Annotated in this window: 32 protein-coding genes; 16 read left to right on the top strand and 16 right to left on the bottom strand. The window is 43.1% G+C overall.

Going from position 1 to position 25,902, the window contains the following annotated elements; genetic code table 11:
* The first annotated feature begins 3 nt into the window (after positions 1-3).
* Positions 4-2,754 (top strand): bifunctional acetate--CoA ligase family protein/GNAT family N-acetyltransferase, encoded by a 2,751-nt coding sequence (locus CRG89_RS06545; protein ID WP_103287481.1) that lies wholly within the window; start codon positions 4-6, stop codon positions 2,752-2,754.
* A gap of 65 nt (positions 2,755-2,819) precedes the next feature.
* On the opposite strand, the gene CRG89_RS06540 is transcribed toward CRG89_RS06545, so the two are convergent.
* A complete protein-coding gene (locus tag CRG89_RS06540) occupies positions 2,820-3,662 on the bottom strand; it encodes a sulfurtransferase (RefSeq protein WP_103287480.1) in 843 nt (280 codons plus the stop codon).
* 73 nt (positions 3,663-3,735) lie between these two features.
* On the opposite strand from CRG89_RS06540, the gene CRG89_RS06535 reads away from it, so the two are divergent.
* The gene (locus tag CRG89_RS06535) at positions 3,736-3,981 is read left to right on the top strand and encodes an antitoxin VapB family protein (RefSeq protein ID WP_103287479.1); all 246 of its coding nucleotides are present in this window, start codon (positions 3,736-3,738) and stop codon (positions 3,979-3,981) included.
* 22 nt (positions 3,982-4,003) lie between these two features.
* Here the strand turns inward: CRG89_RS06535 and CRG89_RS06530 are convergent, their stop codons facing one another.
* Positions 4,004-4,660, bottom strand: coding sequence for a peroxiredoxin family protein (locus CRG89_RS06530; protein ID WP_103287478.1), 657 nt, complete (start codon positions 4,658-4,660; stop codon positions 4,004-4,006).
* A gap of 153 nt (positions 4,661-4,813) precedes the next feature.
* Here CRG89_RS06530 and CRG89_RS06525 point away from each other — a divergent pair, with 153 nt between their 5' ends.
* A complete protein-coding gene (locus tag CRG89_RS06525) occupies positions 4,814-5,368 on the top strand; it encodes a hypothetical protein (protein WP_103287477.1) in 555 nt (184 codons plus the stop codon).
* A 10-nt stretch (positions 5,369-5,378) separates the two neighbouring features.
* On the opposite strand, the gene CRG89_RS06520 is transcribed toward CRG89_RS06525, so the two are convergent.
* Positions 5,379-5,888: a hypothetical protein gene (locus CRG89_RS06520; RefSeq protein WP_103287476.1), complete on the bottom strand. Its 510-nt coding sequence runs from the start codon at positions 5,886-5,888 to the stop codon at positions 5,379-5,381.
* A gap of 91 nt (positions 5,889-5,979) precedes the next feature.
* Here CRG89_RS06520 and CRG89_RS06515 point away from each other — a divergent pair, with 91 nt between their 5' ends.
* Complete coding sequence (locus CRG89_RS06515; RefSeq protein WP_103287475.1) at positions 5,980-7,287, top strand: ArsB/NhaD family transporter; 1,308 nt, start codon at positions 5,980-5,982, stop codon at positions 7,285-7,287.
* 58 nt (positions 7,288-7,345) lie between these two features.
* Here CRG89_RS06515 and CRG89_RS06510 read toward each other — a convergent pair whose 3' ends face one another.
* On the bottom strand, positions 7,346-7,633 hold the full coding sequence (locus CRG89_RS06510) for a hypothetical protein (RefSeq protein ID WP_148695135.1): 288 nt from the start codon (positions 7,631-7,633) through the stop codon (positions 7,346-7,348).
* 58 nt (positions 7,634-7,691) lie between these two features.
* Here CRG89_RS06510 and CRG89_RS06505 point away from each other — a divergent pair, with 58 nt between their 5' ends.
* The 4 genes from CRG89_RS06505 (at position 7,692) to CRG89_RS06490 (ending at position 11,121) form a co-directional block, all read left to right on the top strand.
* On the top strand, positions 7,692-9,419 hold the full coding sequence (locus CRG89_RS06505; protein WP_103287473.1) for a succinate dehydrogenase/fumarate reductase flavoprotein subunit: 1,728 nt from the start codon (positions 7,692-7,694) through the stop codon (positions 9,417-9,419).
* Between the two features lie 112 nt (positions 9,420-9,531).
* Positions 9,532-9,960, top strand: a complete 429-nt coding sequence (locus CRG89_RS06500) for a succinate dehydrogenase/fumarate reductase transmembrane subunit (protein WP_197706699.1) — start codon at positions 9,532-9,534, stop codon at positions 9,958-9,960.
* A gap of 20 nt (positions 9,961-9,980) precedes the next feature.
* The gene (locus CRG89_RS06495) at positions 9,981-10,328 is read left to right on the top strand and encodes a succinate dehydrogenase (RefSeq protein WP_103287963.1); all 348 of its coding nucleotides are present in this window, start codon (positions 9,981-9,983) and stop codon (positions 10,326-10,328) included.
* 37 nt (positions 10,329-10,365) lie between these two features.
* Positions 10,366-11,121: a succinate dehydrogenase/fumarate reductase iron-sulfur subunit gene (locus tag CRG89_RS06490; protein ID WP_103287471.1), complete on the top strand. Its 756-nt coding sequence runs from the start codon at positions 10,366-10,368 to the stop codon at positions 11,119-11,121.
* A gap of 51 nt (positions 11,122-11,172) precedes the next feature.
* On the opposite strand, the gene CRG89_RS06485 is transcribed toward CRG89_RS06490, so the two are convergent.
* Together CRG89_RS06485 and CRG89_RS06480 are read right to left on the bottom strand one after the other, a co-directional pair.
* Positions 11,173-11,499, bottom strand: coding sequence for a metal-sulfur cluster assembly factor (locus tag CRG89_RS06485; protein ID WP_103287470.1), 327 nt, complete (start codon positions 11,497-11,499; stop codon positions 11,173-11,175).
* Between the two features lie 56 nt (positions 11,500-11,555).
* Positions 11,556-11,831 carry a hypothetical protein gene (locus CRG89_RS06480; protein WP_148695136.1) on the bottom strand — a complete coding sequence of 92 codons (276 nt, stop codon included), beginning with the start codon at positions 11,829-11,831 and terminating at the stop codon, positions 11,556-11,558.
* 212 nt (positions 11,832-12,043) lie between these two features.
* On the opposite strand from CRG89_RS06480, the gene CRG89_RS06475 reads away from it, so the two are divergent.
* The 3 genes from CRG89_RS06475 to CRG89_RS06465 all read left to right on the top strand — a co-directional run bounded on the left by CRG89_RS06475 (position 12,044) and on the right by CRG89_RS06465 (position 13,992).
* The gene (locus tag CRG89_RS06475) at positions 12,044-13,192 is read left to right on the top strand and encodes a hypothetical protein (protein WP_103287468.1); all 1,149 of its coding nucleotides are present in this window, start codon (positions 12,044-12,046) and stop codon (positions 13,190-13,192) included.
* A 73-nt stretch (positions 13,193-13,265) separates the two neighbouring features.
* Positions 13,266-13,583, top strand: a complete 318-nt coding sequence (locus tag CRG89_RS06470) for a hypothetical protein (RefSeq protein ID WP_103287467.1) — start codon at positions 13,266-13,268, stop codon at positions 13,581-13,583.
* A gap of 1 nt (position 13,584) precedes the next feature.
* Positions 13,585-13,992, top strand: coding sequence for a hypothetical protein (locus CRG89_RS06465; RefSeq protein WP_103287466.1), 408 nt, complete (start codon positions 13,585-13,587; stop codon positions 13,990-13,992).
* Between the two features lie 25 nt (positions 13,993-14,017).
* Here CRG89_RS06465 and endA read toward each other — a convergent pair whose 3' ends face one another.
* Both endA and CRG89_RS06455 read right to left on the bottom strand, forming a co-directional pair.
* Positions 14,018-14,590, bottom strand: coding sequence for a tRNA-intron lyase (gene endA / locus CRG89_RS06460; protein ID WP_103287962.1), 573 nt, complete (start codon positions 14,588-14,590; stop codon positions 14,018-14,020).
* Between the two features lie 46 nt (positions 14,591-14,636).
* A complete protein-coding gene (locus tag CRG89_RS06455) occupies positions 14,637-15,284 on the bottom strand; it encodes a DUF47 domain-containing protein (RefSeq protein ID WP_103287465.1) in 648 nt (215 codons plus the stop codon).
* Between the two features lie 130 nt (positions 15,285-15,414).
* On the opposite strand from CRG89_RS06455, the gene CRG89_RS06450 reads away from it, so the two are divergent.
* Positions 15,415-15,603, top strand: coding sequence for a hypothetical protein (locus CRG89_RS06450; RefSeq protein WP_103287464.1), 189 nt, complete (start codon positions 15,415-15,417; stop codon positions 15,601-15,603).
* Here the strand turns inward: CRG89_RS06450 and purB are convergent.
* Positions 15,593-16,960 carry an adenylosuccinate lyase gene (purB, locus tag CRG89_RS06445; protein WP_103287463.1) on the bottom strand — a complete coding sequence of 456 codons (1,368 nt, stop codon included), beginning with the start codon at positions 16,958-16,960 and terminating at the stop codon, positions 15,593-15,595. The genes CRG89_RS06450 and purB overlap by 11 nt on opposite strands.
* A 61-nt stretch (positions 16,961-17,021) precedes the next feature.
* Here purB and CRG89_RS06440 point away from each other — a divergent pair, with 61 nt between their 5' ends.
* The 4 genes from CRG89_RS06440 (at position 17,022) to CRG89_RS06425 (ending at position 19,841) form a co-directional block, all read left to right on the top strand.
* On the top strand, positions 17,022-18,470 hold the full coding sequence (locus CRG89_RS06440) for an RtcB family protein (protein WP_103287961.1): 1,449 nt from the start codon (positions 17,022-17,024) through the stop codon (positions 18,468-18,470).
* Positions 18,467-18,877: a double-stranded DNA-binding protein gene (locus tag CRG89_RS06435; protein WP_103287462.1), complete on the top strand. Its 411-nt coding sequence runs from the start codon at positions 18,467-18,469 to the stop codon at positions 18,875-18,877. Before CRG89_RS06440 ends, CRG89_RS06435 begins: the two co-directional genes overlap by 4 nt.
* Before the next feature lie 91 nt (positions 18,878-18,968).
* Positions 18,969-19,394 (top strand): hypothetical protein, encoded by a 426-nt coding sequence (locus tag CRG89_RS06430; RefSeq protein ID WP_103287461.1) that lies wholly within the window; start codon positions 18,969-18,971, stop codon positions 19,392-19,394.
* Between the two features lie 48 nt (positions 19,395-19,442).
* Positions 19,443-19,841, top strand: a complete 399-nt coding sequence (locus tag CRG89_RS06425) for a hypothetical protein (RefSeq protein ID WP_103287460.1) — start codon at positions 19,443-19,445, stop codon at positions 19,839-19,841.
* Positions 19,842-19,868: 27 nt separating this feature from the next.
* On the opposite strand, the gene CRG89_RS06420 is transcribed toward CRG89_RS06425, so the two are convergent.
* The 7 genes from CRG89_RS06420 to CRG89_RS06390 all read right to left on the bottom strand — a co-directional run bounded on the left by CRG89_RS06420 (position 19,869) and on the right by CRG89_RS06390 (position 25,902).
* Positions 19,869-20,285, bottom strand: coding sequence for a 30S ribosomal protein S11 (locus tag CRG89_RS06420; RefSeq protein WP_103287459.1), 417 nt, complete (start codon positions 20,283-20,285; stop codon positions 19,869-19,871).
* 1,105 nt (positions 20,286-21,390) lie between these two features.
* Positions 21,391-21,675 carry a hydrogenase/urease maturation nickel metallochaperone HypA gene (locus tag CRG89_RS06415; RefSeq protein WP_103287458.1) on the bottom strand — a complete coding sequence of 95 codons (285 nt, stop codon included), beginning with the start codon at positions 21,673-21,675 and terminating at the stop codon, positions 21,391-21,393.
* Complete coding sequence (locus CRG89_RS06410) at positions 21,653-22,141, bottom strand: hydrogenase maturation protease (RefSeq protein ID WP_103287457.1); 489 nt, start codon at positions 22,139-22,141, stop codon at positions 21,653-21,655. The genes CRG89_RS06415 and CRG89_RS06410 overlap by 23 nt, the downstream gene beginning before the upstream one ends.
* A 121-nt stretch (positions 22,142-22,262) precedes the next feature.
* Entirely contained in the window at positions 22,263-23,495 is a 1,233-nt protein-coding gene (locus CRG89_RS06405) for a Ni/Fe hydrogenase subunit alpha (protein WP_342747490.1), read from the bottom strand.
* Positions 23,496-23,683: 188 nt separating this feature from the next.
* Complete coding sequence (locus CRG89_RS06400; RefSeq protein ID WP_103287456.1) at positions 23,684-24,496, bottom strand: NADH-quinone oxidoreductase subunit B family protein; 813 nt, start codon at positions 24,494-24,496, stop codon at positions 23,684-23,686.
* Positions 24,497-24,499: 3 nt separating this feature from the next.
* Entirely contained in the window at positions 24,500-25,339 is an 840-nt protein-coding gene (locus CRG89_RS06395) for an FAD/NAD(P)-binding protein (protein ID WP_103287455.1), read from the bottom strand.
* 107 nt (positions 25,340-25,446) lie between these two features.
* Positions 25,447-25,902, bottom strand: coding sequence for a cyclic nucleotide-binding domain-containing protein (locus CRG89_RS06390; protein ID WP_103287454.1), 456 nt, complete (start codon positions 25,900-25,902; stop codon positions 25,447-25,449).

Genomic DNA, 25,902 nt, shown 5'->3' with positions numbered 1-25,902 from the left:
TAGATGGTTAGTGATCTCTCAGCCTTCTTTAGTCCAAGGAGCATAGCTGTGATAGGGGCTAGCGATGAGGAAGGTACTGTAGGCTGGAGGCTCATGAAGAATCTAATGGAGTATAAGGGTAATGTGTACCCAGTGAATATAAGGAAGGATGAGGTGCTAGGTGTAAAGGCTTACAGGAGTGTAGAGGATATACCAGAGAGTGTTGATCTTGCAGTTATAGCAACACCAGCACCAACAGTGCCAGGGATAGTTGAGCAGTGTGGTAGAGCAGGTGTGAAGAACCTCATCATAATCTCTGCAGGGTTCAGGGAGGTTGGTGAAGAAGGCAGGGCATTGGAAGCAAAGATAATAGAGGCTAGGGATAGGTATGCTCTAAACATAATAGGACCAAACTGCCTTGGCATAATAAGGCCTAGCAGTAACCTTAACGCAACATTCCTAAGCAGGACACCAAAGCCAGGGAACGTTGCCTTCATCTCCCAGAGTGGTGCTCTTGGTTCAGCGATAGTAGACTGGGCTGTGAATGAGAATATAGGGTTTAGTGCATTCATCTCAGTAGGCTCAATGCTAGATGTTGACTTTGGAGACCTCATAGAGTATCTAGGCAAGGATCCAGAGACGAAGAGCATCCTCCTCTACATTGAAGGGATAAGTGATGCAAAGAGGTTCATGAGTGCTGCAAGGCACTTCTCCAGAACAAAGCCTATAATAGTTGTTAAGGCAGGCAAGTTTGCAGAGAGCGCTAGAGCAGTACAATCACATACAGGCTCCCTTGCTGGTGAGGATGTTGTTTATGATGCAGCATTCAAGAGGGCTGGGGTAATAAGGGTTGATGAGATATCTGAGCTATTCAACTGTGCTGAGGCATTAGCAAAGCAGCCATTGCCTAATGGGCCAAGGCTAGCAATAATAACAAATGCTGGAGGACCAGCGATAATGGCTACAGATGCACTCATAGCAAGTGGAGGAAGGTTAGCAGAGTTGGACCCTAACACCATAGAAGAACTTAACAGAGTACTCCCAAAGCATTGGAGTAAGGGTAACCCTATAGATCTAATAGGGGATGCAGATGCATCAAGGTATAGAAGAGCATTAGAACTATGCTTGAAGGATAGCAACGTTGATGGTATCCTTGTAGTATACACACCAACCATGATAGACTCTGTAGAGATAGCAAGGACAGTGGTTGATGTATGCAAGGATAGCACTAACAGTAGTAGTAACAGTAACAGTAGTAGCGATAATAGCAGGTATGGTAGTAGTAGCAAGCCAGTCCTTACATCCTTCATGTTCCAGCATGAAGCAAACAGGATACTCAACGAGAATGGCATCCCTACATACGATACACCAGAGCAGGCTGTTAAGACATTCATCCACATGTACCAGTACAAGCATAGGCTTGAGATGCTCTATCAGACACCTGAAGCACTAATAGACTTCATGCCACCAAAGAGACCACTACTAACTATGATAAACAATGCTATAGCAGAGAAGAGGAGAATACTGGATGAGGTTGAGTCTAAGGAGTTCATCTCATACTACAACATACCTGTTGTAAGAACTTTAATTGCAAGGAGTGAGGATGAGGCAGTAGCGCTAGCATCAAGCATAGGCTACCCTGTAGTACTCAAGATATACTCCAAGGATATAACACATAAGAGCGACGTGGGGGGAGTAATGCTTAACCTTAACGATGAGCATGAGGTTAGGGAAGCATACAATAGGATGATGCAGAATGTGAGGGCTAAGATGCCAGATGCTAGGATAGATGGTGTTACAGTACAACCTATGGTAAAGATGAAGGGTGTAGAGGTTATACTTGGGGCAAGGTATGATCCAATATTTGGACCAGTGATACTCTTCGGCATGGGTGGTGTAGGTGTTGAACTCTTCAAGGACTTTGCTGTAGGGCTACCTCCACTAAACCAAGTCCTTGCAAGGATGCTAATGGAGGAGACTAGGGTGCATAGACTGCTCAAGGGCTACAGGGATATACCAGCAGCAGATATGAGGGCATTGGAGCAGCTGCTTGTATCATTCTCCCAGATGCTTATAGATTTCCCAGAGATAGAGGAGGTTGATATAAACCCATTGCTTGTTCATGGTAAGAACATCATTGCTCTAGATGCAAGGATAGTAGTTGATGAGGCAAGGGCAAGTGCAAGAGCCAAGGCAAAGGCAGGCAAGGATCATGACCCTTATAGGCATCTTATCATAAGCCCTTATCCAAAGAGGTATGAGAGGTTATGGACGCTCAAGGATGGTAGGATAGTACTCCTTAGGCCTATAAAGCCTGAGGATGAGCCTCTCTGGCTCGATATGTTCAGGCATCTCTCGCAGGAGAGTGTGTATCAGAGGTTCTTCACAGTAATAAAGGATACACCACATGAGCAGATAGTTAGGTACTGTAACATAGACTATGCTAGGGAGATGAGCATAGTTGCTGAACTGAGCGAGGGTAGTATGAGGAGGATAATAGGTGTAGCAAGCCTTGTTATAGATGGGAGGAGGAGCAGGGATGGCTATAGAGAGGGTGAGATAGCAGTTATAGTTGCAGATCCATGGCAGGGATTAGGGCTTGGTACAAAACTTGTGGATTACATACTTGAGATAGCTGAGGATATGAATGTGAAGGTTGTTAATGCAGTTATGCTTGCAAATAATGCTAGGATAATAGATCTTATGAAGAGGATGGGCTTTAGGCTTGAGGCATTGGATGAAGATACACTAGTAGGCAGGCTTGAACTTGGTTAGGTAAGCATGAATCTCAACCTGTAAGCCTATAAAAATAAATAAAATATTCAATCTGCTATTGTTGCTTACTTCTCTATAGGTAGCCCCACAGCGTTACCCCACTCGCTCCATGAGCCATCGTAGTTCTTCACATTTGGATAGCCTAGAAGGTACTTCAGCACAAACCATGTATGGGATGATCTCTCACCTATCCTGCAGTAAGTTATAACCTCCTTATCCTTGGTTATTCCTTTACTCTCATACAACCTCCTCAACTCCTCAGCGCTCTTGAATGTACCATCCTCATTCACTGCCTGTGCCCATGGTATGTTTATTGCAGTAGGTATATGCCCTCCCCTCTGTGCTGCTTCAGTTGGGTACTCTGGTGGAGCGAGTATCTCACCAGTGTACTCCTTTGGAGATCTAACATCTATCAGCACTTTATCCTTCATGCCTAGTATGCTCTCAACGTACTGCCTGAATACCCTGATAGTTCTATCTGGATCTCTAGCCTTCCAGTTACCTCTAGCAAATGTTGGTACATCCTTTGTAACAGGTCTATCCTCTTCAAGCCACTTCTTCCTCCCTCCATTCATAAGCCTTACATCCTCATACCCATAGTACTTGAAGACCCAGAATGCGAATGCAGCAAACCAGTTGTTAAAGTCACCATACAGCACCAATATTGTATCACTATTGCACCCTGCTCTCTGCAATAGATCCTCACATGCCTCCTTGCTCAGTATATCCCTCCTCAATGGATCGTTTATATCCTTCTTCCAGTCGAAGAGTACAGCATTTGGTATATGCCCAAGCATGTAGTTTGATGTTGGATCGTAGTCTACCTCTGCTATCCTAACCTTTGGATCGTTAAGATGCTCATGCACCCATTGCGTGCTTACAAGCACCTCAGGATGTGCGTAGCTCATACCATTATACTGGAGGTATGGTATTTAAAGATTTGAAGCCTTGGTTTATATATGTACATATGTATGTGTATATATGACCAAGGTTATCTCACTATCCGATGAGGCTTATCAAGCCTTGAAGAAGATAAAGGGTAAGGATGAGTCATTCTCAGATGTTATACTCAGGCTCATCAAGGAAGCAGCAAAGAGGCCTTTATCGGAGTTTGCTGGTAGATGGATGGGCAGTGATATAGATCTTGTATTAGATATGGTTCTTAAGGAGAGGGAGGAGGCTTCATCAAGAGAGGTAGAGATACACTCAGGATATACCAGATCTTAGCATAAAGATATGGTGAGTGCAACTACAGTAGACTCTCTATAACATTATCAAGACCCTCATCATAACCAAAGCTTACATACCTTAGAATACCATCTCTATCTATCACTATGGAGGATGGAGTACCTTGTAAGGCATACTCTTCAAATGTTAATGGTGTATACTCCTTGCTTTCTAGATACTCCCTTACCCTCTTTATAAGAAGCAACCTTCTAGCATCCCCATACATATGGAAGTCTGGTATCCTCTCCTCTATGTATTTTATAACCATCTCATCTGTAACATGACCGTTATTCTTTACAAGCATATCCATTGCTATTGGGAATGGTATCTTGTAGGGTAGTGTACCATCAGGGTTAAGCATCCCATGTTGCATAAGCACCCTGTACGTCTCACCTATAACCCTGCCAGTACTTACCAGCAGTTCAAGGTTCTCCAATGTGTTCTTATCGAAGTCCTCAAATGCAGTTGCTAAACCTAGAACCCTAACCCCATCCTTGCTGTACTTCCTGTATATCTCTATTGCAGTTGGTAGGCCATAGAGGAAGCAACCTGGGCAGTTTACCTGGAATACCTCAACAAGTACTACATGATCCCTTTCCCGATCTATGTTAGTTGGCAAGCCTTGTACCCACTTGCTTACCTTTAGGTTTGGTGCCTTCTCACCTATCCTTGCAACCATATACCCTGTATTTGGGTACCTACTTAAAAATCATTGCTTATCCTATTATGGATAAAAAATTATATCTTTGCCTCTATAGATCTTCTATAACTCATATTATAGAACTATCTTCCATATGTATTTATATAATAGTATGAGGAATATATAGAAGCGATGTATATGGATAGGAAGAAGGGCAGTAGTGTAATAGGAGTAATAGCAGTGTTGGGCGTTGCAGCAATGCTCTTCAACATGCCATTCCAACAGGTCCATGCACAGACATACGGTGTAAGTTATCAAGTAAATCCAGCACCCATACCAGCCCCTGGAGGTACAACAACTATAACCCTGACTATAACATTGCCTCCTGGAGCATCTGTTCAGTTGCTATATCTGAATGTATATGAGCCTGATGGTGATGTATGTACAATATTAAGTCCATTATCAGGTACTGGTCCAACAACACTAACACTAACAAAGGTCTATCCTACTGATGCTGCTCTAACTTGGAATATTGCAAATGATGGCTGTGATACCAATGAGGCTCCTGGAAGCACATGGGTTGTCTATGGTGCAATAGTAACTAGCTTTGGTACAGCCTTCTTCCGGGATGATATAGTTCTACCATTCATGGTTGTACCTGAGAGCATAATAGGAGCAGTAGCAGTTACAGGTGCAGGAATAGCAACATTCGCAGGCTACAAGGTACTTAGAAGTAAGAGGGATTAATCAATTCACTTCACTCATTTGTTATTATTTTTCTAAGAATCCTCTTTATTTCTTCCTCCAATTCACCATTCTTCCTCAGCATGTAGTATAACTCTTCAGTGCTAGCATGTAGATCCATGCCTATTACCTGAGCAATATACGTTGAGAGGTATGAGAGCAGTAACCTTCTAAGCACAGTGTCATTACCATACTCCCTAGCCTCATGCTCAATCTCTGCTATAGCATTCCTTACATGCATTGCAAGATAAGCATCCTTCTCCACCCTATCCTTGCTGTAGAACCATAGTGCTCTAGCCCTTGAGTACAGATGCAGATACTCTATAGCCTGTATGAACCTCTCATTCAATGCTGAATCTTCACTAAGCACCTGTGAGAGCAGATCTGCTGTAGCCTCATCCATGTTGCACTCACGCATAACGGTATACATAACATGGCAGGCAAAGCACTCAACTTTAGTATCTATACTCTTACTACCAACCTCCCTTGCTATGATATCCCTTACCTTACTCTTCGCATCCATATAAGAGAGTAGTATGATGTAACTCTTAAACTTAACAACATTTATTACTAACTAGATCCTCCTCTATAGAAGACGCTAGTAGACCCAATCTATGACTGCAATATATGCACTGTTAACATTTCTACTTGTCTATGGGTTGATAGCAGTAAGGAGGGTAGGAAGGTTCAGCATCCCTGTATGGATACCAATGCTAATAGGTGCTCTAGTGATGCTTGCCACACAGACCATAAGCATAGAGCAGGCTTATAAAGCAGTTAAGATGGATGTTATAATCTTCCTTCTGGGCATGTTCATGATCGTAGCAGTGCTTGAGAGGGCAGGGATTATACAGCATATAACTGTAAGCATACTCAAGCGTACAAGGAGCATGGATAGGCTATTGTTCTTCATCCTTGTTGTTATGGGCACCCTCTCAGCCTTCCTTATGAATGATACAATAGCATTGGTTGCAACCCCTATACTAGTGGGTATGTCAAGGTTTGGCATAAATCCTAAACCACTTCTCATTGTATTGGCATTTGCTGTAACTATAGGGAGTGCAATGACACCTATAGGAAATCCCCAGAACTTCCTAATATCCGTTGAGAGTGGTATGAAGGCTCCTATGCTAGAGTTTATTAAGTATCTAGCATTACCTACCATAACAAACTACATTGTAACGTACTATCTGCTAAGATGGTATTACAGGAATAATCTTAAGGATATGAGTGTTAATATCACTCTTTATAATGATGATCATGATCCATCGAAGAGCATAATTTATGAGCCTAGGATGGCAAAGATCAGCATCTTTGTAGTCTCTGCTGTGATACTTGGATTCTTCATGGTAAGTATAGCAAGAGCAATAGGTCTTGAACCTATGCTTGATATGAGTCATATAGCATTGGTTGGAGGACTGTTCATGCTGGCATACTCAAGGGATAGGGTTGCTATACTTAAGCATATGAACTGGGGCATAATAGTGCTCTTCATTACTATGTTTGTATTCATGGATGCACTTTCAAAGGCAGGTATAATAGCAATGATCGCAGACATGCTCTCCCCCCTCCAGCTTGATAGTGATGCTAGTGAACCAACAAGCCCATCAACCATACTTGCCATAGTATCTACAAGCACATTCCTGAGCCAGTTCATGAGCAATGTACCCTTTGTAGCATTCTACCTGAACGTTATGCATGAGCAGGGCTTCTCAAGCGATGATATCAAGGCATGGGTTACGCTTGCTGGCGCAAGTACTCTTGCAGGGAACCTTACCATACTTGGAGCAGCAAGTAACCTCATCATACTTGAAGCAGCAAGGAAGGATGGGTTCACATTCTTAGAGTTCTTCAAGATAGGCTCCCTTGTAACTCTAGCAAACATGCTTATCCTACTAACATTCCTCCTAGTGATACCTTGAGCATCTATACTCGATCATATATATAATGATGTATGAATAATTAAACATGGTGTTATCATCAATCAACCTTATCCATCTTACTGTAATCTGTGAGGTCTAGCGATGCTCCACACCTGCACCTAACCTTAACCCTCTTCCCATCCAGAACATATATTATGTTATCTGTAACATCTGGGGGATGCTTAACACTAGAGCCAGGCTTATGGAAGTATATGAACATCTTAAGGTTCTCGCTCTTACCATACTTTGCTACCAGCTCCTCAAACCTCTTTATAAGCATCTGCTCCTGCTGTTGCTCATCTTCATGCTCATACCCACTATCCTTTTGCTCTAGCATATCAAACACAGCAGAAGATGCAAGCAAACATAATATATAGTTGAGGGTCTTCACCTACTTGATCGATTTGGTAGAGGTAATAGATCACGATGTTATAATAGTGGGCTCAGGGTTGGCAGGGCTTAGGGCAGCGATAGAGGCAGCAAGGACTAGTAAGGATATAAGCATAGCAGTGATCTCAAAGGTGCAGGTCATGCGCTCCCATTCTGTCTCAGCAGAAGGGGGCACAGCAGCAGTACTCTACCCTGAGGAGGGCGATAACCTAGAATCCCATATATATGATACTATAAAGGGGAGCGATTACCTTGCAGATCAGGATGCGGTTGAGAGGTTCGTTAGCATAATACCACAAGAGGTATACCAGTTGGAGCACTGGGGGATGCCATGGTCTAGGAGGGAGGATGGTAGGATAGCACAGAGGTGGTTTGGAGGCTACAACTACCCTAGGGCAACGTTTGCTCAGGATAAGGTTGGGTTCTACGAGATGCAGACCTTGTATGATACAGCATTGAAGTATGATAACATACACTTCTACAACGAATGGTTCGTAACCTCCATCCTGCATGAGAACCATACATTCAAGGGCTTCACAGCCATAGAGATTGCAAGTGGGAACTTTACAGCATTCAAAGGTAGAGCAGGGATAATAGCAACTGGAGGTGCAGGGAGGATATACTCCTTTGCTACCTATGCACTATCATCAACACCCGATGGGATAGATCTAGCATATAGGGCAGGGCTAGCGTTGAAGGATATGGAGTTTGTTCAGTTCCATCCTACTGGGATAATACCCTCTGGCATACTAATAACTGAGGGGGCAAGGGGGGAGGGGGGCTACCTTATAAACAAGGATGGTGAGAGGTTCATGAAGAAGTATGCCCCAAACAAGCTTGAATTAGCAAGTAGGGATGTTGTCTCAAGGGCAATAATAACTGAGATAAATGAGGGTAGAGGTTACAGGGATGAGGATACTGGTATGGACTATGTGCTACTAGATCTAAGGCACCTAGGGGAGGAGAAGATAAAGGAGAGGTTGGCAGGGATAAGGGAGATAGCCATCAAATTTGCTGGTGTAGACCCAATAGATGAGCCTATACCTATAAGGCCAGTATGCCACTACATGATGGGAGGGATACATGTTGATATAGATGGGAAGACTGAGATGGAAGGGTTGTACTCAGCAGGGGAGGCAGCATGTGTAAGCATAAATGGTGCAAATAGGCTAGGGGCAAACTCAACTGCTGAGTGTCTTGTATGGGGCAGGATAACAGGAGAGTTGGCAGCAAAGCATGCTCTTAGGTTGATAAGCAGTAGGAGTGCTGATAACAGCATACCAAAGGATGCTATTGCAAGTGAGGAGAAGAGGATATACGATGGCATCTTCCACGGCTCTGGTGATGAGAATCCATATGAGATAAGGGAGGCATTAACCAAGGTTATGGATGAGCATGCATATGTGTTTAGAACTGGAGAGTCCCTAGCAGAGGGTATAAGGAAGGTTAGAGCATTAAGGGAGAAGGCATGGAGGCATGTTGATGACAAGGCTAAGGAGTACAATACTAACTTCATACACGTTCTAGAGTTAGATTCCATGCTAAGGGTGTGTGAGGTTGTCCTTGTTGGTGCATATAGAAGGCTAGAGTCTAGGGGTGCACATGCAAGGCTTGATTATCCAAAGAGGGATGATATTAACTTCCTCAAGCATACACTAGCCTACTATGGTGAGGATGGGCCTCAGATAACATATCTGCCTGTAAGGATAACTAGGTATCAACCTGCAGAGAGGAAGTACTAGTAGTACCAGTATCATGCACTATTCATATGATGCCTTAATAAACAGTAACTAGCACTATTAGCAACTGAAGCTCAGTTACTCATATATATGCAGGTGTAGCCCTCTCTTGCATATGAAGGAGAATAGGGAGGGTATAAAGGGCTGGCTGAACCCGACAAGGTATGGGGCTAATAGGTTCGCATACTGGCTCCAAAGGCTTACAGGCTTGGGGCTTCTAGTCTACTTCATAGCACATGTTATAGAGACCAGCAACATAGTTTATGGGAAGAATGCATGGGAGAAGATGCTTGCCGTTACCCAGACAACTGAGGGGCATATAGTGCTTATGGTGGTTATAGGTATGTGTGTATTCCATGCTGCAAATGGTGTTAGGCTTTACATCGCTGAGCATGGCAAGGGAATTGGGAGACCAGGTAGGCCAGAGTACCCATACAAGCCAACATCCCTAGGGCTTGGAATGAAGGCATGCATATGGGTAAGCGTAGCACTTGCTGCCCTAGCAATGATGTATGGGGCTTATGTGCTCTTTGGAGAGGTATGATGGAGGAGGTGAGCCATATGATTAGGGAGAGCAGTATAATGAAGATTCACTACTACACTGGCCTTGCAGCTATAGTCCTTGTAGCAATACACATACTCTTCAGACTAACTGTGCCAGAGGGTTACAGTGCTAGTTTAGAGTATGAGAATGTTATAGCAAACTACAAGAACATCTCATACTCACTAGTCCTAGAACTGATACTTGTTACTGTTGCTATACATGGGTTCAATGGACTTAGGGTTATACTGCTTGAGTTGAGGCAAGGAGATGGATGGGAGAGTGCTGTTAAATGGCTCTGTATTGCTGGTGCAGTAGCAGTAATAGCATATGGAACAAGAACCATACTCCTTGCAAGCATGATGACGTAGGTAGAATATGGCATGGTATGGTATGTAGGTGAACATCATGGTAAAGAGGGTTAAGATAAGGGTATTCAGGTACAATCCAGCACATGATGCAGATGCAAGGTACGATGAGTTTGAGGTTGAGGCTGAGAGATGGACTACTGTGCTCGATGCTCTACTGTACATAAAGGCTCATAAGGATCATAGCATAGCGTTGAGATACTCATGCAGGATGGCATCATGCGGCTCTTGTGGCATGCTTATAAATGGTATACCAAGGCTTGCATGTTACACAAAGGTATACGAGTTGGGTAGCGATGTTGTAACCTGTAGACCATTGCCAAACTTCCCAATAATAAGGGATCTAGCAGCAGACTTTGCAGCATTCTTTGCAAAGCATAAGAGCATGAAGCCTTACATAATAAATGAGGCAGCAGAGAACATAGATGGCAGAGAGTTCATCCAGAAGCCTGATGAGGTTGAGAAGTACCTTCAGTTCTCATACTGTATAAAGTGTGGGCTATGCTATGCAGCATGCCCTACAGTTGCTACAGATCGAAGGTTCCCTGGCCCTCAAGCATTGGCACAAATGTATAGATACCTTATAGATAGCAGGGATAAGGCTACTGATGAGAGGTTAAGGATTGTTGATGATAGGCATGGGGTATGGAGATGCCACTTTGCTGGTTCATGCAGCATGGTATGCCCAAAGGGTGTTGACCCTGCTCTAGGGATACAGTTGCTCAGAGCATACCTTCTTGGCATGAACAGGGATAGCAAGGTTGTAGCAGAGCTGTATAGAAGAGAACCAAAGTAAAATCTATATCTATCTATTCACTCATCCATCATCTATCCATTCATCTATCTCTTACTTGTAAGTGCTACTACTGCTAGAGCCTTCATTAACCTGTTTGTTTATTACCTCTGCCATGAAGTGGTTGCTAACCAAAACCTTCACATCCTTAACACCCTCTATCCTCTTCAGGTTATCCCTTATATCTTGAGCAATCTTGAATCCAAATACAGCAGGGCAGAATGGGCTTGTAAGGTGTAGTTCAACCTTAACATTTCCATCCTTGATCTCAACATTATCTACCAGTTGTAACTCCATTATAGATACGTTTATCTCTGGATCTACTATCTTGCTCAACTCCTCAAATATCTTTACACGCATCTCTTGTATGCTCATATCCATTGTACTCTTGACAAGGTATTTAAAATTAATTATTTATTTCTCTTCCTCTCTTCCCCTCAGAACTCTGCCTGTTTCATCTTGGAGCCGCATCTTGGGCATGAGCCACCCTTGAACCTGTACCCACAGTTTATACATCTATAGGTTATGCCAACACTGAAAGAGCCTCTACCATAGTTTAGCATCCTTCTATTCACCAGTATGTTCAGTAGTATGAATATTGCAAAGGATAGTACAAGCCCTATTATGAGCCCAAACAACCTTATCAGTATAAAACTAACTGCAGCACTAACTGCCATCCAGATCAGCATGCGTACATAATAATTCCTCATCATCGCATACTATTGGCTCTCCATGCTTAAATCTTTTGCTGAGCTGAGATATGAGGAGAGGCTATCAAGATAAACCTACACATACTATCTAACGGAAGATAGTTAATTGCTTATATTGCATTATTGTACAATTTCACTTAAGATTGGTATATTGACAAACTCCATCTGTAGCAATGTTTAAATGCTAATTAGGTTAGCCTAATTAGGTGAGACTAATGTGGATGGTTGGTATAATGCTGATACTACTCTTCACATACACTCTACCACATAATGTATATGCTACGGTAGTTGAGGATAAGCATGTTCATCTAACATCTACAGTCATAAAGATATTGGGGCATCTTGAACAGGCTAGAGAGAATAAGAGTAATGGTAATGATGAGCTTGCAATAGCGCATGCAGGTCATCCAGCATCAGAACTCTTCATGCTCATAAGGGATGATATAGCAGATGCAGATCAAGATCTTGCAGAGAAGATAGGAAGTGAACTTGAATCGTTACCATCAAATGTACCTAATATGAGTAGTGAAGAGCTTAAGAGCACGGTAACTCATATACATAGTCTACTGAATAATGTTATACTCAACAATAATATACTGCCTGAGGAGAAGAGAAGTGATATTAGATTCTGGGCTACTGTTATGCTTGACGTTCTAGAGGATGCATATGAAGAGTATAGTGAGGGTGTTGAAGTTGAGGGAGAAGTATCTAATATTATAGAATGGCAGGATTCCATAGGTTTCACAAGCATGATGGTGGAGGATCTATTCCCTGTAATGTTGAAGAATAGACTAGATGTTGATCTGAGCAGCGCTATAGAGTCCAGCCTACATGAGCTGATTAAAGGTATGAAGGATAAGATAAGTTCAGAGAGGATAGGTTCTATTATAAACTCAATAACTGATAAACTGAATGGATTAACACTAAAGGGAGAGCAGAACGCTCCAGATATCAGAAGGGTTAGAGAACTACTAGATCTAGCATTGAAGAGTTATCAGGCAGGCAAGTTCGAAGAGGAAGAGGAAGGAGAGTACTCAGAGGCTCTAGCAAACTATGAGAAGGCAAAGGAGTTAGTTATTAAGGCATATAAAGAGAATTTTGAGCCATTAAAGTCATCTATAGATACTGTAGATCCAAGTCTGATGAGAGATACTGAGGCGATGTTCTATGACCTTATAGGACTTATAGATGGTGCCAAGTCTGTAGAAGAGGTGAAGGCAAAGATAGAGCAGTTGAAGGATAATGTAAGCAAGATAATGGCAGTGGGTGTTATACCAGAGTTCCCAATGAGTGTAGTGGTTACACTGGCAACAATAACTGGTATTGGCGTACTTATGGGTAGATTCAAGAGACTTAATAGTTGATATCTTCATGAGGATAAGGTAGAGGTTAATAATCTACAAAATCTTTATTTTATGTTGGTTTATAGGTGTAGGTGTGAAGGGTAAAGGAACTGATCATGGAGTTATGGATACCTCACATAGGCGAGATGCAAAAAGGGTTGATGGGGGTGATGAGCATGAGCATAAAGGTGAAGGTGAAGAGGAGTATCTAGAGTCAGATATAAGGATTATACTACTGAACCATCTAAGGAGGCTAGGCTTGGATGCTTACATTGTTAGCGATAAAGAGATAGAGGAAGGATCATACTATAGTTACTACTTTGCATCAAGCCCAAGGGTAGTTACAAGTGTATGCTGTATAAAGGTTAATGGCATGAACTTTGACTGCATAAACCTACTCGTTAGAGGTTGAGATGGCTATGGAGGATAACAACAGTCCTAGACTTCATACGTATGGGGCACTGCCATTCTACCAGATACACTTCGTGGTAAAGGGGGATGGAAAGATGTTTGAAGAACTGCTGCTGGCTAGGACAAGGAAGAGGGTTAAAGGGGTGATAAAGAAGAGTGTTGAGGATGTGTGGTGGGAGGGAGGCAAGATAGTTGAAAGGTTGAACAACGATTCAAGGCTAAAGCACTTGCTTCTATCAGTGCTAAAGGATGAGGATGATATATTCATAGATCCAGTTGAGAATGCTGTAAGGATATATACTAGGTTCAAGATGGAGAGTGATATTACAAGGCATTTGAGCAAGGAGGCTATAGAGGCTTACAATATAATAGCAGGGTATGTGAGGAGCATCATGAAGGAGTTTGAGTGAGTGATTTATCTGAAATAGATTATATTTAAGCCCTCCACCAGTCAAATGCTAGGAACTCAACCCTCTTCTCCTTGACACTTACAACTGCAAGTATGAACTGCTTCCTTACAGTAGTTGCTAGCCTACCAGATAGCACTATCATGGTTGCTGTTAATAGATCCCCTGGACCAACAACCTGCACAAGGTACGGTGCATGATCTATCCCTGGACCATGCTCATATACAGCAAAGTCACAGCCAAACTTTATTCCAGGTGTTACAACATAGCCTTTATCCCTCAACTCCTTGAATACCATATACTTGCTATCGAACCTAGCGTACTCCTTCCTGCATATAGAGGCCATCTCCTTCATCGAGAGAGGCTCAATCTTAACCCTCATATCTGTTGAGTCTGCTCCATCACGCTTATAGATCTCTAACCTTCCCTTCTTTGCTAGATAGTAACCCTCTATGAGGTCAAGGATGAGTGGTGCATCGAACTCCGCATCCTTTGGTTTTGGTATGCCAAGGGGCTTGCCATAGAACCCTTCCTTAAAGAGAGCCCTAGAGTGCTCTAGGTCCCATACAACTATCCTATTCTCTATCAACTCACCTTTTATGCTCTCTACCATGGTCTATGCAATACCAACTACACTATCTGCTAGACTACATGTTTAATGCTAGTATTGTCATGTGATCAGATGCCTCTAAGCACTTATCTGCCATGCCTTCAACCCCATCAAGGACATCCTTGAGCAGTATAAGGTCCCTTGTATCTGTAACACTGCTCAAGCCCTTCACAACGAGCGCCCTATACCTATCATCTATCTGCTTCTCAAGCCTCTGCACTGTTGGGCCTATCTCTATTATGGTTAGAGGGTTCATACTTAATGCTCTAGCCATCTCGTTCAACTTGAAGAGTTCATCAAGCACAAGATCAAGGAGTGATTGCACCTCGCCATCTATGTTCTTGAATATATCTGGTCTTAGTGCTGATAGCCTGAACGCTATTCCACTCATATGCCCTGCTATCTCATCCATGAGGTATATGGTTCTGAGTAACTCTTCCCTATTCACCATGAGAGAGCCTATCTCACTTATATCCATGGTTATCTTCCTCCTTAGATTCTCTATCTCATCCTCAGCAGTCTTTATCCTCTCTAGGTTTGCACGTACACCATCATAATTGCCATTAAGTACCATGGTGTATATTGCTAGAAGTGATCTACCAGCATTAAGGAGCTTGCCTATCTCATCCTGAAGTACTGCAAGTGCCTTCCTCTTAGCCTGTAGTTCAAGCTCCCCACTATACATGAGTAGACTATTGTATGAATCATCTTATAAATGTAACAATATTCCATCTGATTTTCATAATAAATTATCAAGGCATATAGTCAAGATTGGCATAGGAAAGGTTAAAATCACTTTGATGTAAAGTGTACATATGCAGGTTGTTAGGAAGAGGTGGAAGAGGCTAGCAGCACTTGCACTTCTATGGTTCATAGCACTATTCCCCATCCCAGTGCTACCAATATGGGGCGTTAGCGTTAATGAGCAAGCATTAACTGGGATAGTGATCATCCTAGTAGTAATCTCAGTACCTATGGCATTACTAGCCATATTCATGAAGTAGTCATATCCTTGCATACAGCATATACGTTACTTGCTACACCCTCTATTATCCTTGATGATGAGGCTAGATGCTTCCCCGCATCGAATAGAGAGTCTATCTCCTCTTCAGAGAGTAGCGCTGTAACTCTAGCATCATCCTTCAACGCATCCCTAAACTCAACACCCCTCATCTCTGCACTGAATGCTATGCTCTGTACTATAGAGTATGCTCTTATCCTATCCATACCCTTCCTTATAAGCGCATCCAGCACAAACTCTGCAAATATCTGCCCCTTACTTGAATTCAGGTTACTCTTTATCCTATCCACCTTGACTACCAAGCCAGAGATCACGCTTATCATGCTCTCAAGCATCTCATCTAGCAGGATGATGCTCATAGGTATTATGAAGCGTTCATTGGCTGAGTTGCTAAGATCCCTTTCATGCCATAACGCTATATTCTCAAGTGCAACTATCAACATACTACGCAACATCTTTGCTATGCTTGATATCCTCTCACTCTTTATTGGATTCCTCTTAACTGGCACAGCACTACTACCCATCTGCCCCTCCTTGAATGGCTCCATAACCTCACCTATCTCTGTCCTCTGCAGGTTTCTAACCTCAACTGCAATCTTCTCTAGCGTGCATGCTATGAGCGTTAACCTTGCAATGAACTCTGCAAGCCTCTCCCTTGATACTACCTGTGTTGCAGCATCCACAGGCTTAAGGCTGAGCCTCTCAGCAACTATGCTCTGAACATCAACTGCCTTATCACCCATGAGCGATCCTGTACCAACAACCCCTAAAGTCTTGCATACAAGTGCCCTGCTCTTAACCTCCTCCATACCCTTTATATGCACCAGCATATCAGATGCCCATACAGCAAACTTGAGTCCAAAGGAGATTATGCTTGCATGCTGACCATGAGTCCTTCCTACTGCTGGGGTATCCTTGTATGCCAACGCCTTCTCTGCTAGGAGCAGTGCTAGCCTCTTCATCTTCCTCTCTATCACTGCTAGAGCATCCCTCAACTGCATTGCTATCCTGCTATCAACCACATCGTAACTTGTAAGCCCATAGTGCACCCATGGCTTTGCTACTTCATCACATACCTCTACCAGCGCCTCAACCATAGCAGCAACATCATGCTCCCTTACTGCTTCCAACTCCTTAACACGTTCAAGCCTAACCATGCCAGACCTTGCCTTCCTTGCTATCTCTGCTCCAGCATCCTTAGGTATTATCCCTAGCATTGCTTGTGCTTCAGCAACGCATGCCTCAAACTCTAGAGCATATCTGAGCACCTGCTCCTCCTCAAATATACTCTTCACCTCTCTACTTCCGTATCTTCCAGCATCTATAGGCAGTATAGGCATGTTATCCTGCTCTTCATAGTTTAATTTAAATTATCTTTGATCATAGCAAGGAAGTGGTATGATGAGCGATTACATAAAGAGGGTAAGTGATGTTGAGTATAGGATAGATCCTATAGCAAGCAAAGGTATGAGGGTGCCAGTGACCATATATGCAAATGAGCAACTGCTCAGCAAGATGCTTAGCGATAGAACTATACAGCAGGCTATGAACGTTGCTACCCTTCCAGGTGTACAGAAGCATGTTGTAGTGCTACCAGATGGGCATGAGGGTTATGGCTTCCCTGTTGGAGGAGTAGCTGCCATGAGCCTTGATGATGGTGTCATAAGCCCTGGAGGAGTAGGCTATGATATAAACTGTGGAGTGAGGCTTATAAGGACAGATCTTAGGGAAGAGGATGTTAGACCAAGGTTAAGGGAGTTGGTTAATGAGTTGTTCAGGGCAGTACCATCTGGGGTTGGTAGTGAAGGGGTTGTGAAGTTGAGTAGTTCTGAACTTGATGAGGTGCTTACAGAGGGTGTGTACTGGGCTATAAGGAATGGTTATGGATGGAGTGAGGATGCAGATGTGTGTGAGGAGAATGGCAAGATGAGGGGTGCAGATCCAAGCAAGGTATCTAACATGGCAAGGAAGAGAGGTGCACCACAACTTGGTACTCTAGGCTCTGGGAATCACTTCCTTGAGGTTCAGAAGGTTGATAGGATATATGATAAGGAGGCAGCAAAGGCTATGGGTATAGAGCAGGAAGGGCAGATAACAGTGCTAATACACTGTGGCTCAAGGGGGTTAGGGCATCAGATATGTAGTGATTATCTTAGGGTCTCAGAGGTAGCATTAAAGAAGTATGGGATAACGCTACCAGATAGAGAACTGGCATGTGTACCTAACAACTCAGAGGAGGGTGAAGCATACAGGAAGGCAATGTACTCTGCACTCAACTTTGCATGGAGTAATAGGCAGATGATAACACACTGGACAAGGAAGGCATTCGAGAAGGTATTCAATGCTAGCGAGAATGATCTTAACATGCACCTTGTGTATGATGTTGCACACAACATAGCCAAGGTTGAGGAGCATAAGGTTGATGGTTCGCTCAAGAGGGTTGTTGTGCATAGGAAGGGTGCAACAAGGGCATTCCCTGCAGGTAGGGAAGAGATACCAGCGAAGTATAGAGCGATAGGCCAGCCAGTGCTCATCCCAGGATCTATGGGCACTGCTAGTTGGATACTCCTTGGGAGCCCAAAGGCAATGGAGCTTACATTCGGCTCTACAGCACATGGTGCAGGGAGGACTATGAGCAGGGCAGCAGCAAAGCGCTCATACACTGCACAGGAGGTTCAGAAGAGGCTAGAGAGTAGAGGTATATACATAAAGGCACTGACAAGAGAGGGTGTTGTAGAGGAGACGCCAGAGGCATACAAGGATGTTGATGCTGTAGCAGATGTAAGCCATAGCGTTGGGATAGCAACCAAGGTTGCTAGGCTAGTCCCAATAGGTGTTATAAAGGGATGAGCCATAGCAGTAACCATGCTAGTGATAAGGATACCAGCAGCAGTGAACACTATGATCCTGCAGAGCAGATAATAATGGTGAAGAAACTGCTTGATATGAAGAGGAGGATGCTTGAGCAGAGGCAGAAGAGCGATAGGGAGATACTGCTGGAGCATCTTACAGATAGGGGGGAGGAGGTGCTTGAGGCTGCAGAGCATCAGTATCCTAGGGAGATGGCATTCATAATCCCAAAGTTTGCAAGCCTGATCAAGAGTGGTGAGGTGAAGGGGATGATAACTGGTGCAGATCTCCTAGCCATACTTAGATCAGTAGGCTTGAATGTGAGGTTGGATAGCAGGATAGTGATAGAGAAGGATGGTAGGTTCATATCTCTTGCAGAGAAGTTCAAGAAGAGTGATGATGAATGAGCAGTTCTTTGTTTGTTAACCATTGATTAAATACTATAAAGTCATACTAACAACACTAAACTAATATCCTCTATCCTGTTAGACAAGTTAGATGTATGACGATGCTGTAGAGAATGTGTTGAAGGGTAAGACACTCCAAGTATACCTCTATCTACTCAAGAGGGATGAGCCAGTAGGTGTAAGGGAGATACAGAGGGATCTTAACTTCTCAAGCCCAAGCGTAGCAAGCTACCATCTAGATAAACTCATGGATATAAACCTTATAGCAAAGGATGAGTATGGCAGATACTACATAGTAAAGAAGGCTGAGATAAGCATATTAGAGTCATTCGTTAGCATCCTAGGCTATACCATACCTAGACTAACATTCTTTGCAATCTTCTTCACAACCCTACTAATAACCTATCTTATTGTAAACTACTCTTCGCTCAACATACATGCACTTATCTTTGCAATAATTGCAAGTATAGCGTTCTGGTTTGAGACTATAAGGTTATGGAGGAGGAGACCGTTCTAGTGTTCTAACTGTTCTAATCTATAGCGTTATATCTTTGGGTGTTGAATTATGAGTGTGAAGAGCATATTCATAGTATGGGGCTCTGCACCAGCCCTTGCAGTTGCAACAGTGCTTATACTTAACATGTTATCTGCAGGGATGCAGGTAGAGAGAGGAGAGGGGTTAGCAGGAACAGGTGAAGGGGAGAGAGAAGGGGGTGTAGGTGGAAAGGGAGGAGAAGAGAGCATGCGCTCTACTGTTAGGCAGGAGCAAGGACAAGAGCAGGCAAGTGCAAAGTCAGGGGAGATAGCAGGTATAACAAGTGAGCCAGCAGGAGAGAAGTTACAAAGAGAAGCACAGGAGCAAGGGGAGCAGTACGTTAGAGCTGTACTACCATACATAACTGGTGCCTTGGTAGCATCTCTCTCATTTATAATAGTTAGAAGATTTGTATATAAGCAAGGATGATGAGAAGATAAGGTTTATCATGAGAGGTTAGACCCTTCTACCTCTCCTTCCTCCAGGCTTCCTAGTTGAGTCATGTGGTATTGGTGTAACATCCTCTATTCTGCCTATCTTGAACCCTGCCCTTGCTAGCGTTCTTATCGCTGCTTGAGCCCCAGGTCCAGGGATCCTTGGTCCTACACCACCAACTGCTCTAACCTTTATATGCAGACCAGTTATCCCTCTACTCTTTGCTATCTCTGCAACTGCCATTGCTGACTTCATTGCTGCATATGGTGAGGACTCATACCTATCTGCAGTTACATGCCTCCCTCCAGAGCTTATAGCTATAGTCTCTGCTCCACTAAGATCTGTTATATGCACTATTGTGTTGTTGAAACTACTGTATATATGGGCTATACCCCATTTCTCGCCCTTTATATCCTCGCCCTTCTGCTCTACAGACATGGCTTGTTACTTGCCAAAGGGTATAAAAAATCTTTCTACACATCTAAACGAGTGTCCAGATAAGGATGAGGACTGCTTTAAAATCTGTTCTATTCACCTTTATGAGTAGTAGAGTTGATATCTAGTTGCTTTAAGCATATAACAAGGAGTGAAGGTTCTAGCAGTACTAGTATACATCTTGGTAGTTGTAGGAAGGTTTCTTATGCTCTAACCCTTGCTATTGAACCTATAAGCAAGTCTATGTAATGATCATGCTATCAAGGTATCATCAACCAAAGTTTGCTAATGGATGAGCGTAAGTATAGATAGAAGGTGTATTGCTGTTATAGATGAGACAACAAAGCTTAAGGTTAAAGATAAAGATGTGTATATCTAGCAATAGATGTAGATGGCAAGAAGGAGTTAAGGTAAGGTGGGCACCATTATAATTAACCAAGAAGGTAATATGCAACAAATCAAACGTTCAATAACATAATAGAGTATCACTTAATAAGCCTGATTTAAGATGGTAGTCCTAGACTTAGTCAGAGTATCTTAACCACTCAACTATTGGTATGTTCATCATAGATAGCAGTAGGCTGGGTAAGAATGACTTGCTGATCGTTGGAGATGTTAGATAAAGCATGTGAGGATACTACGTCTATTCAATTCTATACCAATTCAGATATTGGTTATGCTTGATGGAATATACAGGGTTATTCTAGACATTCTGTAAATTACTTATGGTTATCGAAAGTCATTACCAGCAGTGCCTTAGCATGGAGAAGATATAACAATCATCACTGTATAACTCTTGCCATCTAATGTAATGCTCTCTCCATTGTTATCCATAGCATCAACTACAATCTGAGCATCACTAACTTGCTCTATTGTATGCCCATTGCACTCTGCTGCTTGAGCATATACTACATAAATAGGATAACACTACTGCTGTCACTGCTAGTATGATGCTTGTAAGTAGGGGTAATGCTTGCTACTACTACTGCATTCTCTTCATCACCATCCTTCTCTTCTTACCATTGCTATCCCCTTCCTTCATTAGCCTCTAGCATAGCACATTATCTCTCACTTTAATTATAGAGTGTTGATTTACAGTATCTCATTACTACTGTTCCAACTCTACACTCTCCAGTATTACGTCTTGAGCATCATCATCTATCTCATCTGCAACCTCTATCTCTATCTTTGTGCCATCAAGTATGCTCTTACCTTCAGCAGTAGCCATCATCCTGAACTGCTCCTTGAATATCTCAGCAGGTGTATGGGTCAGTGCTCCAAACCTCAACCTTATACTCCTTATCCTTCTAGCATTATTCTCAATAGCAATAGCCTCTAACCTTGTAATTATATCCTTGATGAGCGCAAGTTCATGCATTATTATTATGCTCACCTATCTCCTTGATGATCTCATCAACAACTCTATTAACGCTCTCCATAACCTCCTTGGAGAGCCCTTCTCCAAACCCAAAGTCATTGCCCTCTACCCCAAACATAACCACATCCATATCCTTCGCAACGCCCAACTCTACAGCAAGCTTTATGGCCTCAGCCACATCCATTGCATGAGTAGATGATTGCTGTTGCTGCTTATACTGACCCATCTTAAGTATCTCCTCCTTCCTGAACCTGTACACTACTCCTCCAACGTTTGAGTGTATAGCATCTACTATTACCATCTTCTTGTAGCCCAACTCCATCATATCTATTAGGCTTGATGCATCGCTAGCCTCTACCACATCAACTTTACTCTCAATCATGCTCTTCAGATGCCTAGCAACAACAACACCTATACCATCATCCCGCCTATACTCATTACCTATACCAACTACAAGCACACCCTTCTTTCTCTCATTCATCACCCATCATCCCTCCATCTATATATTCATCTTATTCACCTCTACCACCCACTTACCAACTATACCCTCTCTAGTACTGGATATCTATCAAACCTCATCAATCAACTCATCCATATCATACTCACAACCTCTCTATTCTTGCCTTTAGGAAGTGTGTTGCACATGATATGCATGGATCGTAGTTGCGTATCGCCTGTTCACACCTCCATACAAGTTCATCATCTTGAAGTTGTGCATATTTACTTGCAAAGTGGTAAAGATCCTCCTCTATCACCTTCTGGTTCTGTGATGTTGGAGGCACTATCTTTGCATCAACTATGATTCCATCTGCATCTACACTGTACCTATGGTATAGTATGCCCCTTGGTGCTTCAGTGCACCCATATCCTACTGCATCTCTTGGATCAACATTTACGAATGGCTCATCAGGCATCCTATAGGCCTTGATGAGTGATATAGCCTCAACTATAGCATAGAGTATCTCTACACCTCTAACCAGTATGCTCTTGAATGGATTTGTACATGGATGCTCCAACCCTGATTCCCTTGCAATACTCTTAACCATTGGATGAAGCCTATCATAGTTGTTGTTATATCTAGCCATTGGGCCTACCATGTATGCCCCCCTACCCTTAAGCCTTGCATGGAGTGCGTTAGAGTACTCAACCTGCTCCTCAACCACATGGTCCTCAAACTCATCAATATCTATGCTTAAGCCCTTGTTAGACACCAACCTTCCTTCAATTATTGGATACTCATCCTCATGCCTTAATGATACAAACTCATACTCTCTCTCAAACTCAGGGAAGTCCAACCTTGAGAGGAAAGCCATGGTCTGAACCATTGCATCCCTAGCCCTTTCAAGTTCATCAATCAGAGGGTAGAGTTCATCCTCCCTTACTGCCCTATAGAACCCTCCAACCCTTACGTTGATAGGATGAACCTCCCTGCCTGCTATGAGTGATATTATCCTGTTCCCAACCTTCTTTACCTTCAGTCCCTGCTTGACCATCTGACCATGCTCCTTTGCCATTGCTATAGCACTATCATATCCAAGGAAGTCTGGGAGATGGAGCATGAAGAGGTGGAGTGCATGGCTCTCTATCCACTCTGCACAGTAGATTAGACGCCTTAGCAGGCGTATCATTCCTCCTACCTTTACCTTTGCAGCATACTCCATAGCATATGAAGAACTCATCTGGTATGCTATTGGACATATTCCACATATCCTAGCAGTTATATCTGGTGCCTCGTAGAACTTCCTTCCCCTAAGAAAGGCTTCAAAGAACCTAGGAGGCTCGTATATCTTGAGTTTTACATCACTAACCTTGCCATTAACGATCTTGATGTACATGGCACCTTCGCCTTCAACCCTAGCAAGGTAATCAACCTTAATCCTCCTTACACTACTCTTATCATCAGCTTTACTGCTATTATTATCATCATCCTTCTCTTCACTTATTTCTTCTCTTCCTTGCAAACCCTTCACATACCTTCTATCCTCATACCCACCATTATCATCATCCTTACCCATCATCCTGCTCATTGCTTACTGTTCACCCCCATCACCTTCTCTTCTACATCCCTGAATCCCTGTGCATAGGCATTGAACATCCTGAACATCCTTACTATAGATTCATCATCCACCCCTAGATCCTTGAACCTCTTGCTCAACGCTCCTATGTTTGCAGACTCGCTTGGACCAAAGCATGAGTAGCATCCTCTCTTATATGATGGGCATATTGCATTGCATCCAGCCCTAGTTACAGGGCCCATGCATGGCATACCATATGCAACCATAACACATACATTCCCTGCCCTCTTGCACTCCATGCAAACGCTGTAGGAGTTTATATTGGGCCTCTTTCCATTGAGCAATGATGATATCACCTCAAGCAACTGGTACTTGTTTACAGGACAGCCATGCAACTCAAGATCTACCTTGACATGCTCAGATATTGGTGTTGATCTCTCAAGTGTGCTTATGTACTCTGGCCTTGCATATACTATGCTTGTAAACTCCTTTACATCCTTGAAGTTCCTCAACGCCTGTATGCCTCCTGATGTTGCACACGCCCCTATGCTTATCAGGTATCTTGATACACTCCTAACCCTCCTTATCCTCTCTACATCATCTGCAGTTGTTATAGAACCTTCAACAAGGGAGATATCATATGGTCCTTTGATAACTGCCTTTGATGCCTCAAGGAAGTATGCTACCTCTACACTATCAACAAGTTCAAGCAACTCATCCTCAAGGTCTAGGATGCTCAACTGGCATCCATCACATGATGCAAACTTCCATACTGCAAGCTTTGGCCTCTTCCTCCTACTGCTGTTGCTACCCCTTCTCATTACTTACACCTCCCTTATGCTTAATAACCTTGCTATCCTACTGTAACTTAACACTGGTCCATCCTTGCATATGAACTCAGGTCCAAATTGGCAGTGCCCACAGATGCCTAGAGCACACTTCATATTCCTCTCCATTGATATGAATATCCTCTCAGCATTGAAACCTAGATTGATCAGTTCCCTTGCAGTGAAACGCATCATAACCTCTGGCCCACATATGAATGCTGATGAGTGTAGAGGATCCACATGTACTCTAGGTATGAGGGATGTTACAACACCAACATTGCCATACCATCTCTCATCTGCCCTATCAACTGTTACATACACATCTATATCGAACCTAGCCCGCCATCTTGCAAGTTCGTTCCTGTAGAGTATATCCCTAGGCGTCTTAGCACCATAGAGCAGGCATACCCTTCCATACCTTCCTCTGTTTGAGAGCAGATGGTAGATCAGGGGCCTCAGTGGTGCAAGTCCTAATCCTCCAGCAACAACTACTATATCGTTACCTTCCTGCTCCCTTACAGGCCATGGGTTACCGAATGGTCCTCTTACCCCTATGCTATCCCCTGCCTTTAGGCTACAGAGGGCAGATGTTGTATGCCCAACCCTACGTACTGTATGCATTATAACGTTACCATCTGCAGGATCACTGCTTATTGATATTGGTACTTCACCAACGAATGCATAGAGCATATTGAACTGTCCTGGCATGAACTTGAAGCCATCTGCAGATATCTCTATTGTGAATGTATCATGAGTCTCCCTCTTGATCCTCTTAACCTTGTGTATTCTAGGCAGATAAGGGTTGATGATGCTGTTACAGTTATCATGCATCATCATATTACATACTCACCATTCCTCCATTCCTCTCTACCTTCCTCTCTCCCTCCCACGTGATTCCTGTACCAACATTTATAACATACCTGTTCATCCCATCCCTACACATATCACATCTCCTCTATCTCAAGTAGCTGTAATCTTACTGCTTGAAGGCGCTTCATAACTATACTTGCAAGCTTGCTCATAACCTTGTAGCCAAATGCATTATCCTCCTCGCACATCCTCCTCACCTGAGCAGCATCTATCCTTATTAGCCTTGTTAGTGTTAATGCTCTAGCATCGAAGTGCCATTTGTATGGGGGGAAGAGCCATGATATTCCAAGTACATCATCCTCATCTATAGTCTGTATGATTATCCTTCCCCTATGTGCAGTTGATAACTCAAGTGATACCTTTCCATGTGTTATGAGGTAGAATGCATCTGCATCCTCCCCCTCCCTGAATATGAAGTTATCTGCTTCGAATGTTGTATGTTGAGCATACCTTGCTATACTGCTCAAATCTATACCTATCCCTATATCCCTGAAGAATGAGTGCCTCTTTATACTCTCCTCTATGCTCAT

It is taken from the genome of Candidatus Nitrosocaldus islandicus, assembly GCF_002906215.1.
Lineage (GTDB): Archaea > Thermoproteota > Nitrososphaeria > Nitrososphaerales > Nitrosocaldaceae > Nitrosocaldus > Nitrosocaldus cavascurensis.
This window is presented reverse-complemented; position numbering and strand designations above follow the sequence as displayed.

What these genes read in the sequence shown, in the direction of transcription:
- CRG89_RS06475 (WP_103287468.1), top strand. Translation starts at nt 12,044, where the DNA reads ATGTGGATGGTTGGTATAATGCTGATACTACTCTTCACATACACTCTA.
- CRG89_RS06425 (WP_103287460.1), top strand. Translation starts at nt 19,443, where the DNA reads ATGAGTGTGAAGAGCATATTCATAGTATGGGGCTCTGCACCAGCCCTT.
- CRG89_RS06390 (WP_103287454.1), bottom strand. Translation starts at nt 25,902, where the DNA reads ATGAGCATAGAGGAGAGTATAAAGAGGCACTCATTCTTCAGGGATATA.
- CRG89_RS06500 (WP_197706699.1), top strand. Translation starts at nt 9,532, where the DNA reads ATGAAGGAGAATAGGGAGGGTATAAAGGGCTGGCTGAACCCGACAAGG.
- CRG89_RS06455 (WP_103287465.1), bottom strand. Translation starts at nt 15,284, where the DNA reads ATGTATAGTGGGGAGCTTGAACTACAGGCTAAGAGGAAGGCACTTGCA.
- CRG89_RS06420 (WP_103287459.1), bottom strand. Translation starts at nt 20,285, where the DNA reads ATGTCTGTAGAGCAGAAGGGCGAGGATATAAAGGGCGAGAAATGGGGT.
- CRG89_RS06440 (WP_103287961.1), top strand. Translation starts at nt 17,022, where the DNA reads ATGAGCGATTACATAAAGAGGGTAAGTGATGTTGAGTATAGGATAGAT.
- CRG89_RS06545 (WP_103287481.1), top strand. Translation starts at nt 4, where the DNA reads ATGGTTAGTGATCTCTCAGCCTTCTTTAGTCCAAGGAGCATAGCTGTG.
- CRG89_RS06465 (WP_103287466.1), top strand. Translation starts at nt 13,585, where the DNA reads ATGGCTATGGAGGATAACAACAGTCCTAGACTTCATACGTATGGGGCA.
- CRG89_RS06435 (WP_103287462.1), top strand. Translation starts at nt 18,467, where the DNA reads ATGAGCCATAGCAGTAACCATGCTAGTGATAAGGATACCAGCAGCAGT.
- CRG89_RS06525 (WP_103287477.1), top strand. Translation starts at nt 4,814, where the DNA reads ATGTATATGGATAGGAAGAAGGGCAGTAGTGTAATAGGAGTAATAGCA.
- CRG89_RS06490 (WP_103287471.1), top strand. Translation starts at nt 10,366, where the DNA reads ATGGTAAAGAGGGTTAAGATAAGGGTATTCAGGTACAATCCAGCACAT.
- CRG89_RS06485 (WP_103287470.1), bottom strand. Translation starts at nt 11,499, where the DNA reads ATGGATATGAGCATACAAGAGATGCGTGTAAAGATATTTGAGGAGTTG.
- CRG89_RS06430 (WP_103287461.1), top strand. Translation starts at nt 18,969, where the DNA reads ATGTATGACGATGCTGTAGAGAATGTGTTGAAGGGTAAGACACTCCAA.
- CRG89_RS06515 (WP_103287475.1), top strand. Translation starts at nt 5,980, where the DNA reads ATGACTGCAATATATGCACTGTTAACATTTCTACTTGTCTATGGGTTG.
- CRG89_RS06400 (WP_103287456.1), bottom strand. Translation starts at nt 24,496, where the DNA reads ATGAGAAGGGGTAGCAACAGCAGTAGGAGGAAGAGGCCAAAGCTTGCA.
- CRG89_RS06395 (WP_103287455.1), bottom strand. Translation starts at nt 25,339, where the DNA reads ATGATGATGCATGATAACTGTAACAGCATCATCAACCCTTATCTGCCT.
- CRG89_RS06410 (WP_103287457.1), bottom strand. Translation starts at nt 22,141, where the DNA reads ATGAATGAGAGAAAGAAGGGTGTGCTTGTAGTTGGTATAGGTAATGAG.
- CRG89_RS06530 (WP_103287478.1), bottom strand. Translation starts at nt 4,660, where the DNA reads ATGGTTGCAAGGATAGGTGAGAAGGCACCAAACCTAAAGGTAAGCAAG.
- CRG89_RS06450 (WP_103287464.1), top strand. Translation starts at nt 15,415, where the DNA reads ATGCAGGTTGTTAGGAAGAGGTGGAAGAGGCTAGCAGCACTTGCACTT.
- CRG89_RS06405 (WP_342747490.1), bottom strand. Translation starts at nt 23,495, where the DNA reads ATGTACATCAAGATCGTTAATGGCAAGGTTAGTGATGTAAAACTCAAG.
- purB (WP_103287463.1), bottom strand. Translation starts at nt 16,960, where the DNA reads ATGCCTATACTGCCTATAGATGCTGGAAGATACGGAAGTAGAGAGGTG.
- CRG89_RS06480 (WP_148695136.1), bottom strand. Translation starts at nt 11,831, where the DNA reads ATGATGAGGAATTATTATGTACGCATGCTGATCTGGATGGCAGTTAGT.
- CRG89_RS06540 (WP_103287480.1), bottom strand. Translation starts at nt 3,662, where the DNA reads ATGAGCTACGCACATCCTGAGGTGCTTGTAAGCACGCAATGGGTGCAT.
- CRG89_RS06520 (WP_103287476.1), bottom strand. Translation starts at nt 5,888, where the DNA reads ATGGATGCGAAGAGTAAGGTAAGGGATATCATAGCAAGGGAGGTTGGT.
- CRG89_RS06535 (WP_103287479.1), top strand. Translation starts at nt 3,736, where the DNA reads ATGACCAAGGTTATCTCACTATCCGATGAGGCTTATCAAGCCTTGAAG.